The organism is Spirosoma fluviale (assembly GCF_900230225.1).
GTDB classification, from domain to species: Bacteria; Bacteroidota; Bacteroidia; order Cytophagales; family Spirosomataceae; genus Spirosoma; species Spirosoma fluviale.
Window position 1 is genome coordinate 535,676 of record NZ_OCNH01000001.1, and the last position, 13,878, is coordinate 549,553.

15 protein-coding genes are annotated in these 13,878 nt (G+C 50.2%); all 15 read right to left on the bottom strand.

Annotated features, from left to right (window positions below; genetic code table 11):
- Positions 1-2 precede the first annotated feature (2 nt).
- The 15 genes from CRO74_RS02275 to CRO74_RS02345 all read right to left on the bottom strand — a co-directional run bounded on the left by CRO74_RS02275 (position 3) and on the right by CRO74_RS02345 (position 13,873).
- On the bottom strand, positions 3-668 hold the full coding sequence (locus CRO74_RS02275) for a sugar transferase (protein WP_097124373.1): 666 nt from the start codon (positions 666-668) through the stop codon (positions 3-5).
- Positions 669-679: 11 nt separating this feature from the next.
- Positions 680-3,034: a GumC family protein gene (locus tag CRO74_RS02280; RefSeq protein ID WP_097124374.1), complete on the bottom strand. Its 2,355-nt coding sequence runs from the start codon at positions 3,032-3,034 to the stop codon at positions 680-682.
- A gap of 7 nt (positions 3,035-3,041) precedes the next feature.
- On the bottom strand, positions 3,042-3,818 hold the full coding sequence (locus CRO74_RS02285; protein ID WP_097125984.1) for a polysaccharide biosynthesis/export family protein: 777 nt from the start codon (positions 3,816-3,818) through the stop codon (positions 3,042-3,044).
- Positions 3,819-4,170: 352 nt separating this feature from the next.
- Positions 4,171-4,398 (bottom strand): hypothetical protein, encoded by a 228-nt coding sequence (locus CRO74_RS02290; protein ID WP_097124375.1) that lies wholly within the window; start codon positions 4,396-4,398, stop codon positions 4,171-4,173.
- A gap of 329 nt (positions 4,399-4,727) precedes the next feature.
- Entirely contained in the window at positions 4,728-5,123 is a 396-nt protein-coding gene (locus tag CRO74_RS02295; protein ID WP_097124376.1) for a TerB family tellurite resistance protein, read from the bottom strand.
- Positions 5,124-5,220: 97 nt separating this feature from the next.
- Positions 5,221-5,514: a hypothetical protein gene (locus tag CRO74_RS02300; protein WP_097124377.1), complete on the bottom strand. Its 294-nt coding sequence runs from the start codon at positions 5,512-5,514 to the stop codon at positions 5,221-5,223.
- A gap of 42 nt (positions 5,515-5,556) precedes the next feature.
- The gene (locus tag CRO74_RS02305) at positions 5,557-5,874 is read right to left on the bottom strand and encodes a hypothetical protein (protein WP_097124378.1); all 318 of its coding nucleotides are present in this window, start codon (positions 5,872-5,874) and stop codon (positions 5,557-5,559) included.
- A gap of 147 nt (positions 5,875-6,021) precedes the next feature.
- The gene (locus CRO74_RS02310; protein ID WP_097124379.1) at positions 6,022-7,389 is read right to left on the bottom strand and encodes a HAMP domain-containing sensor histidine kinase; all 1,368 of its coding nucleotides are present in this window, start codon (positions 7,387-7,389) and stop codon (positions 6,022-6,024) included.
- An 18-nt stretch (positions 7,390-7,407) separates the two neighbouring features.
- On the bottom strand, positions 7,408-8,103 hold the full coding sequence (locus tag CRO74_RS02315; RefSeq protein ID WP_097124380.1) for a response regulator transcription factor: 696 nt from the start codon (positions 8,101-8,103) through the stop codon (positions 7,408-7,410).
- A 134-nt stretch (positions 8,104-8,237) separates the two neighbouring features.
- A complete protein-coding gene (locus CRO74_RS02320) occupies positions 8,238-9,440 on the bottom strand; it encodes an NRAMP family divalent metal transporter (RefSeq protein ID WP_097124381.1) in 1,203 nt (400 codons plus the stop codon).
- An 85-nt stretch (positions 9,441-9,525) separates the two neighbouring features.
- A complete protein-coding gene (locus CRO74_RS02325; protein ID WP_012925349.1) occupies positions 9,526-9,999 on the bottom strand; it encodes a Dps family protein in 474 nt (157 codons plus the stop codon).
- An 81-nt stretch (positions 10,000-10,080) separates the two neighbouring features.
- Positions 10,081-11,019, bottom strand: a complete 939-nt coding sequence (locus tag CRO74_RS02330; protein ID WP_097124382.1) for a sugar phosphate isomerase/epimerase family protein — start codon at positions 11,017-11,019, stop codon at positions 10,081-10,083.
- Positions 11,020-11,064: 45 nt separating this feature from the next.
- Positions 11,065-12,186, bottom strand: coding sequence for a ligand-binding sensor domain-containing protein (locus tag CRO74_RS02335; RefSeq protein WP_097124383.1), 1,122 nt, complete (start codon positions 12,184-12,186; stop codon positions 11,065-11,067).
- Between the two features lie 57 nt (positions 12,187-12,243).
- Positions 12,244-13,185, bottom strand: coding sequence for an ADP-ribosylglycohydrolase family protein (locus tag CRO74_RS02340; RefSeq protein ID WP_097124384.1), 942 nt, complete (start codon positions 13,183-13,185; stop codon positions 12,244-12,246).
- A 277-nt stretch (positions 13,186-13,462) separates the two neighbouring features.
- The gene (locus CRO74_RS02345) at positions 13,463-13,873 is read right to left on the bottom strand and encodes a lysozyme inhibitor LprI family protein (RefSeq protein WP_097124385.1); all 411 of its coding nucleotides are present in this window, start codon (positions 13,871-13,873) and stop codon (positions 13,463-13,465) included.
- Between the last annotated feature and the right edge of the window lie 5 nt (positions 13,874-13,878).

Consider the following 13,878-nt stretch of genomic DNA (forward strand, 5'->3'; position numbering starts at 1 on the left):
CATCAAAAGGCGTCGGTGTTTCCCTTCAGCATGGTCACTAACGTGTGCAGGCAAATAGAAACGTCTAGTTTAATCGAGGCTTTGCGGATATAAAATTGGTCATACATCAGCCGGTGTTTCATTTTAAGGGGGTTGCCTGTTTCGCCCCGGCATCCCCGTGCCTGGGCCAGCCCTGTAATTCCCGGCCTGACTTTATACCGATGCGAATAACCCGGAAGGCTAAGCCAGAATTGAGCATCCAGTTGGATAGGGTGGGGGCGTGGTCCTACAATGCTCATATCGCCTAGTAGAACATTGATGAACTGGGGCGTTTCATCCAGGTTTGTACGCCGGAGAAACTTACCAAGTCCAGTTACGCGGGTGTCGTCCTTTGAGGCTTGCCGGAACGGCCCGTCACTGTTTGGCCATTGCATAGTCCGAAACTTATAACAGGTAAAATGCTGTCCATGCAAACCAGAACGGGTTTGCCTGAAAATAGCGGGTCCGCGAGAGGTAAGAATTATGAAAAGACTGATGAGCGGAATTAGCCAGCTCAGGATGAACAGCATGACCAAACTGGCTATCACTAAATCAAATAAACGCTTCCATCTATAGGTATTACCTGCATCCGTGAAAGGTTGCCTGACACGGGTTTTGATACGGTGGGGGTCCAGGGCGTTAGAGACCATAACGAAACACGTTAAGTAGTAGAAGTTAGGCGGCTTAGCAGCGTTTTTTTCTTAGTACTCGTATAGCCATATACACTTCCTTTCTGTCCATAGCTGTAATAATTCGGTTCGCTGTCACCAACATCATTGAGCACAATGTTGAGCTTGTTGAATCGCTTTTCGCGATGGAGCATCTCAATCATTTTTAAATAGTTTCTGGGCGTAACATCGTGCCGAACGATGTATAATGTGGCGTCGGCGTAGGGGGCAATCAGTTGGGCATCGGTAACCAGGCCCACGGGGGGCGCATCAATAATTACATAATGAAAGCGTTCCCTGAGCTCAAGAATCAGTTTTTCCAGCCGAACTCCGCTTAGTAATTCGGACGGGTTAGGCGGCAGCGGACCACTGCGAACTATGTAATAGTTATCATTATCCAGAATAGGCTGAATGATAGAATCCACGTTTGTTTCGCCAATTAAATAATTACTCAGTCCCAGACCATTATCAATATCGAGTGAGTTACGCAGTTGGGGTTTACGAAGGTCCATCTCCAGAATTACGGTTCGTGATCCAACCAGGGCGAGGCTGGCTCCGAGATTGAGGGATAGAAATGATTTGCCTTCACCGTTGATGCTGGACGTGAACAGCAGTACCTGGCTACCTGTGCGGTGCTCGCGCAGGAAACTCAGGTTGGTACGCAGGGTCCTGATCTGTTCGGCAATGACGGAATTAACCCTCGATGATACGACGAGTGAGCCGGGAGACCGTTTTCGTACAATTTCGCCTAAAATGGGCGTTTGGGTCTGGCTCTCTACATCGGTTCTCCGGATCACCCGATTGTTAATCACATCGCGGCTGGCCATGACGCCCATCGGGATTATCAGACCAATCAGTATAAACAGCAGATAGGTGAGTGGTTTGTTCGGTTTGGTTGGTTTATCCTCACTACGGGCTACGTCGATTACGCGGGAGTCGGAAATCGTTGAGGCAAAGGATACCGCCGTTTCTTCCCGTTTGCGCAGCAGGTAAGTATATAAATCATTTTTAATGGCCTGCTGTCGGGTGATGTTCAGCAAAGCCCGCTCTTTGGCCGGAATGGTTCGAATAGTCCCTTCTATCTTCTGGTTAGTCTGGGCAAACTGGCGCTGGGCGGTAGTGAGCATAGCCCGCATGGTGCCAATGTTTTCGTTAATGTCAGCTTTAATGGCCCTGATCTGGGCATCGACGGTACGCAGGAGCGGATTCTTATCCGGAACTGTCTGGGCCAGGTCGTTCCGTTGTGCCTCTAACTTCGTGGCGGTCTGAATGAGATTAATCAGAGTGGGGTCACTTAACCCGAGGGTAGCCGGAGTTCCGTTTCGTTGGCCAGGTTGCTGGCGAATATAGTCTTCAATTTCACGGAGGGCGCCTAACTGAATGGACACCTGACTGAGTTCGGCATCGTTGCGTTGAACGGTTTCCAGAAAGCTCTGAGCCTGGCTGGTGAGATCGGTAATTCCCTGGGCTGATTTGTATCGTTCAACTCCCTTCTCAACAGATTCCAGTTCGCCCGCTACCAGTTGTAATCGTTCTTCAATGAAATTTAATGTATTGGAGGCAACGCGATTTTTATCCAGTACGGCGGCTTCGTTATAGACATCGATCAGGCGATTCAGGATCGCTTCTCCTTTATCCTGAACCCCTGTTTCGAGAGAAAGCGCAATTACGGTAGAGGCCTTGCTGGTGGGTTCGGCCTTCAGTACTTTCAAATAGTCGTTGGCTATTTTCTCTTCTTTAAAAACCTGAACAAAAACGGGCTCGGTCGATGATGAAACCGGTTGGCGGGGAAACACCCGTAGCCGACCGTAAGGGGTTCGAACGCTTTGATTCAGGGGATAGAGCTGGCCGTTTATGCCTACGGTATTCTTGTCGATGAACGACAGGTTTAGCGGGCTTTCTGCCGAGTACAGTGACGGGTTAGCCTGTTCAATGATCAGACGCACCGGCGATTTGTCAAAGATTTCCCGTTTGCCAAATGGGGTTTCCCGATAATAAACTACATCCAGATGGAGTTGCTGTACAACTCTGGCCATCAGGGTATAGGATTTTAGCACTTCAATTTCATTCTCGACTACTTTTTTAGGTGCGAAAATTTCCAGCTCTTTGAGCATGCTCTCGGAGTCCAGCCCTTTTTTTTCGTCTTTAACCAATAAACTGGCCTTACTTTTGTAGACAGGCTGTTGGTAGAGCAAGTAAAAAAAAGCAATGATGAGCAAGGCTCCGGTCGATAGCGCAAACCAGTACCAGTAGCGGGCATACCGTAACAGCGTTGCCCTAATCTGGGTGTTACCCGTATCCATAAGCTGGTAGGGTACGTAGCTATAGTTCGATGAGTTAGTTGCCATAGCGCAGTTAGTAGGTTCGGGAAATGATGATGGCAACCAACGACAAGGCGCTTAGAATGGCCGGTACGATCTGGTAAAAATGATCGGCATTATTAACCCTGGCCTGGCCGGGTTCTACGTAAACAATATCGTTCGGATGCAGATAGTAATATGGAGACCGAAACAGACTTCGTTTGGTAATGTCAACTCGGGCAAAGGTCTTCTGCCCATTCTCCTCCCGAACGACCAGAATATTATCCCGCCGTCCATAAATGGTTGCATCTCCGGCTAAACTGAGGGCTTCAATAAGCGTAATCTGCTCATTGGGAATCGTGAAAAGGGAAGGCCGCATCACTTCGCCGAGTACCGAAATTCGGAAGTTCAGGTTCCGTACGTTCACCGTTGGCTCTTTCAGATAAGCGGCCAGCTTTTCCTTGATAAGGGCACTGGTTTGCGAAACAGTTAGCTTTTCTACTTTCAGGAGACCAATTAGCGGCAGTTCGATCTCGCCCGTACCAGATACCATATAACCCGCCATTTCGGGCAGTCCAGCGGTGTTTGTCGGCTGTTGGGTACGTGGAGTAGTCTGGGATATGGGCGCGTATGGGTTAAAAAAAGTGCTTGCTTCAAGATTGAGGCTACTTACCTGTACGGATAATACATCGCCTGCTTTAATAAGCGGAACATAGATTTCCGGCATGCGAACATTGGCGCCATTTTCCATGTCACTCTGGAAATAGACGATCTTTGTTGATGAGACGCAGCCAACCATCGTAACCAAGGCTCCCAGAAAAACAGCAGCCATGAAGGATCGTCGAAAAGTACGCTGAGAAGAATAATCGTAAAAGGTATAATTCATGCGATAGTCATAGCAACGGATGGTAAAGCCAGTTTTCAGACGGGACATACATTCTTTAGTAACACACCATTTCGGCCTCTTTCGTAACCTTGTTTTTGTGTTCACCGGGATGAATTGGCTACTTTTTTAGTGCATGATTCATGCCAAACCGTATAATAGGACAATAATTTTGAAGAGCTTATCTGGAGAAGACTTTGGAAAAACCAGTACTTAATTTATAGCTATAAAGCCAATTGCCGTTTCTTAACCGTCGACTTTCAACGTTAAGAAACGGCAATTGGCTTGTTAATCAGCCTGATCAATGCGTCGGGCCATCGTCGAACCCAAGCAAGTTCAACTCAAAGACAATTCCGGAATTGTTGCCACTGTTTGGATTGGGTAGCATGCCGCCAAGGCAAAGCTGTAGCCGTTTGGTAGCCAGGAAGTTAAGGTCGATAATCGATACATTGGTAGCGTTCGTGCCAGAAACGAAGTCGCCCATGAGCAGGAGCTTTTTGCTGACCGGCACCTCGAAGCCCAGGAGCAACCCGACTGTGTTGACCTGCCCAACGGCTCCCCGGTCGGATAGGTATGGGCGGCCACTACTTTAACGTGCGGGCGAGGCTCGTAAATCCAGATGTTGTAGGTAAAATGGGTAGCCCTGGCCTGGCTACTCAACCGCCAGGGGGTGGTTCCAGGCTGTGTGCCGACGCTTGTTTTGAACTTGTTGCCTAAAAAAAAGAACCTTTGGGCTGTAAACTTTACAAACGGAGCCAGGGGCGCAGCAGATGGATCTGTCTGACTGACCGCAGTAGGCACCGGTCGCCGAAAGTCCATTTTAAGATTGTAACATTGACACCCACTTCCCAGCCGCCGTTAAAGTCGCCGGAGGTCACGCCGGAACCGTTTGATTAGATCCTGCTCTTTGCGCGAAGTGTCGTCGTGCGCCTGGGCAATCTGGATTAGTATATCGACGAACTGTTTTTTCATGGGCTCTGTAAGACCTTTTCGGTTGTTGGTGAATCGTCGCATGCCAAAGGCGTAAGCCTCTTCGACGGTCTCATCACAATTTTCGCGTAGAAAAAAGGCGTACAAGGCTAATTCGCCGTGGGGCACGCGGGCCAGCAGTTCTTTAACGGTTTGCATCTCGGCCAGTTGAATCCGGCCATCGACTTTGGCCAGTGCATACGCCACACTACCCAGACCCATGTACAGGTCGGCCGGTTCAGCAGTTGATTGATCAAGCGTGTTTACTCCTTCATTGGTATCCATGAGAATTGGGTTTACTGGTTTGCAGGAATTGTGGGGTGATTTTATTGTTGCGTTGGCCTGTATACCAAACACAGCTTAGCCTTCTGGCCGGGTGCTGTCAAATGGTAGGTAAAATCAGGCAAATCGGGATGTGAACGAGCCGAATATCAATTGCCGTTTTACTTTTATCTGCCGAAACATAGGTACTAAAAGCCGCGATCATCAGGCGGCTGCGAATCAACAGAGTAACGAAACGGAGATCGTCGCATTCGAAATTATGGTAACCAGGGCGCGACAGGGTAATTTCGATGGACTGATCGTCCGTACTACGTCGATCTTCTAAAATGACTGTCCACTTGGGAAACTCATTGATGAAATACTGGTATACCGGGAGTACAGGCGTGTCTGTCATAGTAATAGGTGGAACGAACGGATAAAATGGGCCTAAATCAGTTCAGGGGTAACTGCCGGATAAACCGGCGCGCTTCGTCAGGGCTATCTGGCGGTGTAGAGCGGCTAACTGTTGTTCGGTTTCCAGTTTGGCCGCCAGCAGCGAATCATACTGAATGACCTGATCGTTGTAATCCTGGCGAATTTGCTTTATCTCCGTGTGCTGGCGAAGGAGATAGACCAGAGCAATGCAGTACAACAAGCCATTCAGCACTATGAATATCAGGCCAATGGGCTGGTTCCTGCGCTTTCTCCGGTTGTTATGACCGGGTCGACGGCCCAGATCATCCGGTTCGGAGTAGTCGAGAATGTAAGGGTTCATGACGGTTCAGGATAAACGTTGGTCTCACTAGCTGTGCAGCCTGGTATTCGGCTGCTCCCTGCTTGATAGGCACAAAGTTGCCATCCCGGCTTTAGAGCGGAATTAGCCCGTCATTAGAAACAGATTAGAATTGTAAAGAGCTCGCTGCTAGGTGGCTCGGGGAAGGTCCAGCCGGAAGGAGGTACCCTGCGCTGCGTTGGAGGTGACCGTCAGCCGACCCCGGTGAAGTTGAACAATACGCTGGGTAAGCGACAAGCCAATGCCATGTCCGGCCACGCTTCGCCCATTGGTACCCCGTTGGAAGGGTTTGAAAATCTCGGGCAACTCCCCGTCCGGAATAGGCGGCCCCTGGTTTTGGAACGTCAGGGTAACTGTATCCGGTTCGATGGCCAGGCGGACATTCACGCGATGATCGGGAGAAAACTTGCCGCCATTTTCCATCAGGTTAAACAAGGCCGTGCGCAGCAACGATTCATTTCCCGTTACCAGCGGGGCAGTTTGCGGGTTGGGTAATTCTCCAAAGGTAACGACTATGATGTAGTCGGGCCGGAGTCGGAGCAAATCGGCGCGTACCTGCCAGACGAGTTCGTCGAGTGGTACGACCCCAATGGTTACAGCCGCTTCATCCACGCTAATGTTTGCCAGGCTCAGCAGGCCGTTGGTCAGGCGGTTCAGATCGCGTACGTCATCCAGAACAGACCGAACCGTATCCCGCAGGTCGTCCAGGTCATCCCCCGCCAGCAAGGCTACTTCAAGCTGCCCCGTAATGGCGGTTAATGGCGTTCGTAATTCATGCGATGCGTGAGAAACGAACGTTCGCTGTTGACGGAAAGCCTCTTCGAGCCGGTCGAGCATTCGGTTGAAGCGCTGGGCCAGCTGAGTGAGCTCATCGGCATCGGTACTTTCGGCCAGACGCCGTTCCAGTTTAGAGGCCGTGATCGTGTCGATCTGCCGGATAATACGCCGGATAGGACGTAACGCCCGACCGGCATAAACAAGCCCGGTACCAAAGACAATCAGCACGGCGAGTCCCCAGCCGATCGACAGCAGCACGGCCAGCGCCCGTTGTTTGCTAAAGCCGTACTTGTCTACCCCCGAGGCCAGGACCACCAGCCGGTTAGCGTGCTGCGTATATCGTATCCCGATGATTTCGCGTGGCCCAACGCGCCAGTACAACTGGCCTGCCAGCCGTACCTGATCGAGCTGTTTTTTGGAAACGGTCAGGTAATCGCTTCCGCTCTCATAAGCAATCTTGTTGCGATAGTCATAGATGATAATCTCTTCTTCATCCAGTACCGTCATGTGGTTCTTATCCAGGAGCTTATACAACTGCCTGCCGGTTGTATCGGGGCCAAATAATAATTCGGCGGAGGTAAGAGCCTCGGCCTTTAGTCGTTCGCGAAACTCGTATTGCCGGTGGCGTTCGGCTACCAGGTAGATAGTGCCACAAAACAGTAGCAACAGGCCGGATACAACGGCGGTAAATAGGCCCGTAAGTCGGTTACGAAGGGTCATGCGGTTGGTATCCTGGCGTTATTTTTCCTTCAACACATAGCCGAAGCCAACAACGGTATGAATCAACTTCACGGGTTCGCCTTTGTCGATTTTGTTACGGAGGTAATTCACGTACACATCAATAACATTGGTGCCGGTATCGAAGCCCACATCCCAGACCTGTTCGGCAATATCGACCCGCGATACAACTCGTCCCTGATTTCGCAACAGGTAGTCCAGCAGGGCAAACTCCCGAACCGTGAGGTCGATGGTGCGTCCGGCGCGCCGGGCCACCTTTTGCTGTCGGTCCAGTTCCAGATCGGCCAGCCGCAGTATAGGCTGGCTTTCTTCGGGGGGAGCCGATCGGCGAAGCAGTGCCCGGACTCGGGCCACCAGTTCCAGAAAATCAAACGGTTTGGCCAGGTAATCGTCGGCCCCGGCTTCAAAACCCATGAGTTTATCGGTAGTTGAGTCGAGCGCCGTCAGCATCAAAATAGGCAGTTGAACATTTTTGGTGCGGATGTATTCGGCCAGTTCCAGTCCACTTACGAAGGGGAGGTTGACATCCAGAATAGCCAGGTCAAACCGTTCGGAGCCAATTAATCGTTTGCCTTCTCGCCCATCAGCCGCAAGGGTAACCGTAAACGACTGTGTTTCGAGTCCTTTCTTAATAAAAAGGGCTACTTTGGTTTCGTCTTCAACGACCAGCAAGTGGGGCTTTGATGTATTTACCATAAATCACCGACCTAATTTAATTGCTCCCGGTTCCAATGGGCACAAGTTAGGCTACAAAAACTAAAAGCGTATAGGTACTGGTCGTATAAGTAAGTACTCCTAAAACATTCAGTCTGATTAAGCCACGACCGGGCCTAATTAGTCAGCAGTGCCAGCCACACATTTCGTAAGCCAAGAAAAGCCGTGACTCCTACAATGAGCAGCATCAGCACGTTTTGCCACAACTGATTACGATAGGCTTTCGGAATGATCGCTTTGTTGTTGACGGCAATGAATAAAAACACCGTTACTACGGGGAGTAGTAAGCCATTGGCGGCCTGTGCCAGCACAATGACCGGTATGGGTTTGATACCCAGTAGCCCAAATGTCAGGCCTACCGCCATAACGGTAAGCCAAACGGCCTTATACGCCACGGAGTTTTCCGACCAGCCCAGCAGGCTTTTTGCGGTTATGGCAGCGGCCAATGGGGCCGTTAGAGCGGAGGTGAAACCGGCCGCAAATAGCCCAAAGGCAAACAAAGCCCCGGCCCAGCTACCCAGGCGGGTGGTGAGGGTCTGGGCAACGTTTTGAAACGAGAAATCGCCGGTTACGAGCGTACCCGATACGAGGATTGCCATGGAAATAAGTCCGCCAATGAGTACGGCAATGCCAATGCCCAGGCGCATTTCTGACAGCGACTGCGTTTGTCCGATGCCAGAGCCAAGAAAAAGATTGTAGGGTACAATGGTGGTACCAATAAGACCAATTGCCAGCACGGCAGAGTCGGCAGGAAGAGAGGGAATAACCAGTGCGGTGGCAAATTCAGCGGGGGTAAACGATGCATTGGCCGCTACGTAGGCAAAGGCGATGCCCATAACGAAAACAATCAATCCCAAAAAGTTGGCGATGAGCCGGGTAGACCCCTGCCAGAGCAAACCTATGCAAATAAGACCGAGCAAGATGGTTAATAACTGGGGAGTGAGGATCGCCATGTGACCGGCTGTGAGCAGCGATAAACCGGATACTGCCCCCAGGATATTACCCGCCTGATAGGCCGCGCAGCCCAGGGCCACAGCACCAAACAGAACGACCATCAGCCAGCGAACGCGTAACCCGTAGGTTTGGGTAAGCAACTCGCCCAGACTTAGTCCGGAAGCAATGGTAACCCGGGCGGCTGCTTCCTGCAAGATAACGGTGCCAATGGTAGAAAATGTGAGAGTCCAGAGCAGATCTAGACCGAAGCGCGACCCTGCCATTGAGCAGGTTGTTACGGTGCCGGGACCAATAAACGCGGCCGAAATAACCGACCAGAACAAAACGCTGCCAAGACCGGAGCGGAGAGATAGAGCTTTAGGCACTGATAGAAATGGGGAGTGGTGACGTATAAATGATGAATGTAGTTAATAACAGCCTCATTTATACATCACCACTTCCCATTTTTCACTACGACAGGTATTTACGCAACATCCAGGCCATTGCCTCGTGCGCTTCCATCAGACCGGTCAGAAAATCGGCCGTACCGGCGTCCTTCAGTTCTTCATCGCATTTATCTACGTCTTCGCGCAGTTCACGAACAATTTGCTCGTGGTCCGACAGCAGGTTTCTGAACATATCCGCCGTGTCTTTCGGCTTACCCGAATCTTCTTTAAGACTGGTGTTGTGGATAAATTCGGCCATGGTAGCCAGCGGAGTGCCGCCTAACTGCCGAATCCGTTCGGCTACTTCATCAATTTCGGCTTCAATGGCTTTGTACTGTTTCTCAAAGAATTTATGGTATTCCATAAAATTCGGACCCGCTACGTTCCAGTGGTATTTGCGGGTTTTGATGTACACGACATGAAGGTCGGACAGGAAATCGTTGAGGAGTATGTTGTCCTGTTTGAGGACATCTTTTTCAAGGCCAATATTGGGTTGCATGATACTAACGTGAGTTTGTAAGGTTGTCAGGAGCACTGCGCTCCGTATACTAACAAACCCACAAGCGCCCGCTTTGTTTTACTATCCTATCAACCCGGCAAACATGGTTTTTACCATAACCAGATCCTGTTTGTGGGCGTCCACTGCGTTCATCGTATCGGGCGAGCCTTTCTCCAGACACTGTTCCAATACCAGATTCGGGCGAACGTTATGCGCTTTCAGCTCACTGGCAAGTCGCTTATAATCAATATCTCCCTCCCCAAAGGTTTCCTGCCAGATACCATTCTTCGACTGCCGGATATGTACTTCAACAACCCGTTTCCCGTACAGCTTCACCACATCGAAAAGGGCTACCTGCGAATTCCCCGAACCCCGATATACCCAATGAGCATCCAGACAAAGGGACACGTTTTTCGGATCGGTGGCCAATAGCATGTGGTGAAATTCGCGTGCGGCCTGCCGGTGTTCGGGGGCGTGGGTATGGTAGGCTAGGGTAATGCCGCGTTTGCGAAGCTCAGCACCGAGCCGGTCGAGGTTGCGGGCCTGTTCAGTTAAGTCAGCGTCCGTTTTATCGTCGTTTGTGCCCCATTTGATGGGACTTGGGTTTGTAACGAAGATCGACGTACCGGCGGGGCGGGCGGCATCGGCAATTTCCAGGACCGAGTCGATGGATTTCTGCGCTTCATGGGCCTCGTGGAGCGTGCTGTTCACATAAAGTGAGTGCATGGACAGCTTATGCCTGGTGAGAAAGGGGAGGAGCTTCGTCACTTCGGCGGCCGAATTAACCCCCGGCTCGTAGGCGGTTATGCCCGTTTTGGCTAGTTCGGCCAGCGACGCATCGGGGTCGGCCATCCAGGTTTTGCCCTGCCGCTGGTAAAAGGTAAGCCAGGTGTAGGAATTACAGGCGATGGGAAATGACTTTACGGCTGGTTTCGCCTGGGCGGGTTGACCGTCAGGAAGTAGTGCAGCCCCAGCCAAAGCGGTGGCGGTGGTGAGAAAACGGCGTCGTGTTGAGGACATAAGGCATAGGAATATACGTATGCAAATACGGATACGGCTCTGATTTTACTCTATAAAGCGCAGGTTTTTACCAGCATAGATGCCCAGTCCGTTGTGCTCGGTCAGGAAAAGCAGGGTACCATCGGTCGTGAATTGCATTTTCAGGACATTCATGGCAGGACCTGCTGCGTATGGACTACCTGCTGTCCACTTTAGCTTTGGGTTAAGTACGTTTTTCCATTGCTTTATGTCTGCCAGATCGGCTGTGGGTGAGCCTTTGAAGATACCAAACTGTGAGTAAAAATAAAGGCACTTAGTAGACGGGTTATAGGCCATTGGGCCAATTTGGTGTCCTCCTTTCCAGGTAATTAACTGCTGCTTTTTTTTCTTGCCCGTACGTGGATCTTCCATAATGACTTCTACCGGGGTTTCCTTGTCTTTGGCTTGTAAAACGGACGTTGCCAGTCCATCCGAAAATCGACTGATAGAGCCATGCGTCATGAACATGTGGCTGACACCACCCGACATATACACGTGTTGCGGATCATCACAAAATCCGCTTACCGGGTTCCTAGGCATCTCGATCTGTTCCGTTTGCAGTCTGCGAAAAGCGCGCTGGCGGGTATCGAATGCAAATACATCACCACCCCATTCACCATGATCAAAGCCCAGCCATATATTATCCTGGTGATCTAAAAAACTGACCGGCGGGTAAAACCAGCCTCGCGTGTACCGGATCTGACGATTGGTATAAAACGAACTGTCAGGGAAGTACGTCGTGTGGGTTTGGGCATCAACGATTCCCTGATCTGTAATCAAAAAACACTGGTTCTGGCTGTTGAAGACAATACTGGTCAACTTACCTGTATAAGTTGACAGAGCACGCCATGTTTTCAGCCGGGAATTATAGGTCTGGACTGAGTGGTTTGTATCGCCGATAACGATGGTGCCTTCCCGGTCGATGGTTGCAGCAACAACCGGAGTAGCTGTTTGTATCGTTAATCCCTGGCTGGCGGTCAGGTCATTGAACAATTCAAGCTTACCGGATTTAGTGAGTAACAGGATGCTCTTACCAGCCAGTGAAAAGTCTTTGTAGCTAACTACCCGACTAACGCTTTGACCACTAACGGTTCCTGGACTTCCTAAGAACAAATACAACAAAATCAGGCTTGAAAAGAAGGCTTTCATGAGTCGATAGGTAATTATGTTGAGTAAATTCTATGGATGGACGATGAAGTCAGTTTACTAATTACCTGCTTTTTGCGCAAACCGCTCCGCTAATTCATTAATCTCCTGATGCTTAACCAGAGTTTGGAGCCACTCTGCCGGAATGTGGCTGTAGCCATATAGAATGCCCGCCAGCCCACCAGCCACTGTTGCCGTTGTATCGGTATCTTCACCCAGATTAACTGCTTTCAGAACACATTCCTGGTATGATGAACTGGTTAGAAGACACCACAAACTACTTTCCAGGGTGTCGATTACATAACCTGAACTCCCAATTTCGTCTTCCCTGCATAGGCTTATGTCTTGCTGGAGAACCTTATCAAAAAGAGCTACTTCTGTGCTGGAGAACGCTTTTGCCTTTGCGAATGCGTTGACAGAGTCCTGCATCTGCTTGTAAACAGCAACTACATCCATGTTCGCCAGGAGCCGAATGCCGAACTCTACGTAGATAAAACAGGCGAATACCGAACGGAAGTGACCATGCGTGAGACCAGACACTAACTTAACGATCCGGTATCGTTCTTCGATTGAGGGTTCGTTTTTCAGGTGAAAGACCAATGGGAGAATCCGCATAAGTGATCCGTTTCCGTTATCATGCTCCATCATACCACCCGCTAAGGTTGGGTTAGTGCCGGAAATCAACCGGTTAAGTGAATTCCTCGTGGCATTGCCAATGTCGAATACAACATTGTGTGCGCCCCAATATCCCTCTTTATACCATCTGATAAAGGTTGAGGCCATATCGGCAATGTCGAACCCCTTGCTCAGACTTTCAGCTGTGCAGAAAAGAAGCGAGCTATCGTCGGAAAACGTTCCGGCGGGCTGGTGCCAAACCCCGTAACCGCGCATACTCACAACCGGGTTATAGGACAAGGCTGTGCGGGATGAAAACTCTACCGGAACACCCAGTGCATCGCCAACGGCCGCTCCGAAAAATCCACCTTTTATCTGATCGATCATACTAAGAATAACAAAAGAGCTAATAGATTAGTCGCGTTAGCGATCAGATGTTTGTAGGCTTGTGTTTTAGGAGTGGCTTTTGGTCGCGTAGCGATCAAACTATGCTTTGGTTCGATCGCTACGCGACCAAAAGCTATTCACAGAATTGTTTTCTACAAACATTGCGTCCCTACAGGACTATCTTACAACTTGAATTTATTTCATCGTTAATTAGAATCATGTCAGATGTGAGTAAGGTTCTTGTACGCGTACTCAAAATACACGCATCGACTGTCTCCTAATTCTTCATTTTGACCGAACCGGCGCACACATCGCCTTCCTCAATTCCCATTAGCCACACGGTGAGGGTTCGGGTTCTCTGCTGAGTAAGTTCTGTGCGGTAGGCGGCTTCGCACATCGGTTGCGCACTACCGTAATAGCCAGCCGGTCGATCCGGGTATTTCATCTTCACTTCGGCGTCCCGAAACTGTACCCAGATTCGCTGTGCGTTTTTCAGGCTTTTAATGAACTCAGGATCAGCGCCATATTGCTTCAGCACTTTTTGATAGACGGAATTCAAGGCTTTGTCGGCTTGTTGCAGGGCCTGAGCCTCGGCATTACTCATGGATGCCTGCGTTTGGCCAAACGATGCGGTGACGACGAGCAGGAGAGAGCTAACAATGAACAGCTTACGAATAGTGATTGGCATAGTAG

Bases quoted from the DNA above. Each gene is read 5' to 3' on its own strand.
- CRO74_RS02305 (WP_097124378.1), bottom strand. From the start codon at position 5,874: ATGAACCCTTACATTCTCGACTACTCCGAACCGGATGATCTGGGCCGT.
- CRO74_RS02310 (WP_097124379.1), bottom strand. From the start codon at position 7,389: ATGACCCTTCGTAACCGACTTACGGGCCTATTTACCGCCGTTGTATCC.
- CRO74_RS02280 (WP_097124374.1), bottom strand. From the start codon at position 3,034: ATGGCAACTAACTCATCGAACTATAGCTACGTACCCTACCAGCTTATG.
- CRO74_RS02285 (WP_097125984.1), bottom strand. From the start codon at position 3,818: ATGGCTGCTGTTTTTCTGGGAGCCTTGGTTACGATGGTTGGCTGCGTC.
- CRO74_RS02275 (WP_097124373.1), bottom strand. From the start codon at position 668: ATGGTCTCTAACGCCCTGGACCCCCACCGTATCAAAACCCGTGTCAGG.
- CRO74_RS02335 (WP_097124383.1), bottom strand. From the start codon at position 12,186: ATGAAAGCCTTCTTTTCAAGCCTGATTTTGTTGTATTTGTTCTTAGGA.
- CRO74_RS02300 (WP_097124377.1), bottom strand. From the start codon at position 5,514: ATGACAGACACGCCTGTACTCCCGGTATACCAGTATTTCATCAATGAG.
- CRO74_RS02325 (WP_012925349.1), bottom strand. From the start codon at position 9,999: ATGCAACCCAATATTGGCCTTGAAAAAGATGTCCTCAAACAGGACAAC.
- CRO74_RS02340 (WP_097124384.1), bottom strand. From the start codon at position 13,185: ATGATCGATCAGATAAAAGGTGGATTTTTCGGAGCGGCCGTTGGCGAT.
- CRO74_RS02330 (WP_097124382.1), bottom strand. From the start codon at position 11,019: ATGTCCTCAACACGACGCCGTTTTCTCACCACCGCCACCGCTTTGGCT.
- CRO74_RS02295 (WP_097124376.1), bottom strand. From the start codon at position 5,123: ATGGATACCAATGAAGGAGTAAACACGCTTGATCAATCAACTGCTGAA.
- CRO74_RS02345 (WP_097124385.1), bottom strand. From the start codon at position 13,873: ATGCCAATCACTATTCGTAAGCTGTTCATTGTTAGCTCTCTCCTGCTC.
- CRO74_RS02315 (WP_097124380.1), bottom strand. From the start codon at position 8,103: ATGGTAAATACATCAAAGCCCCACTTGCTGGTCGTTGAAGACGAAACC.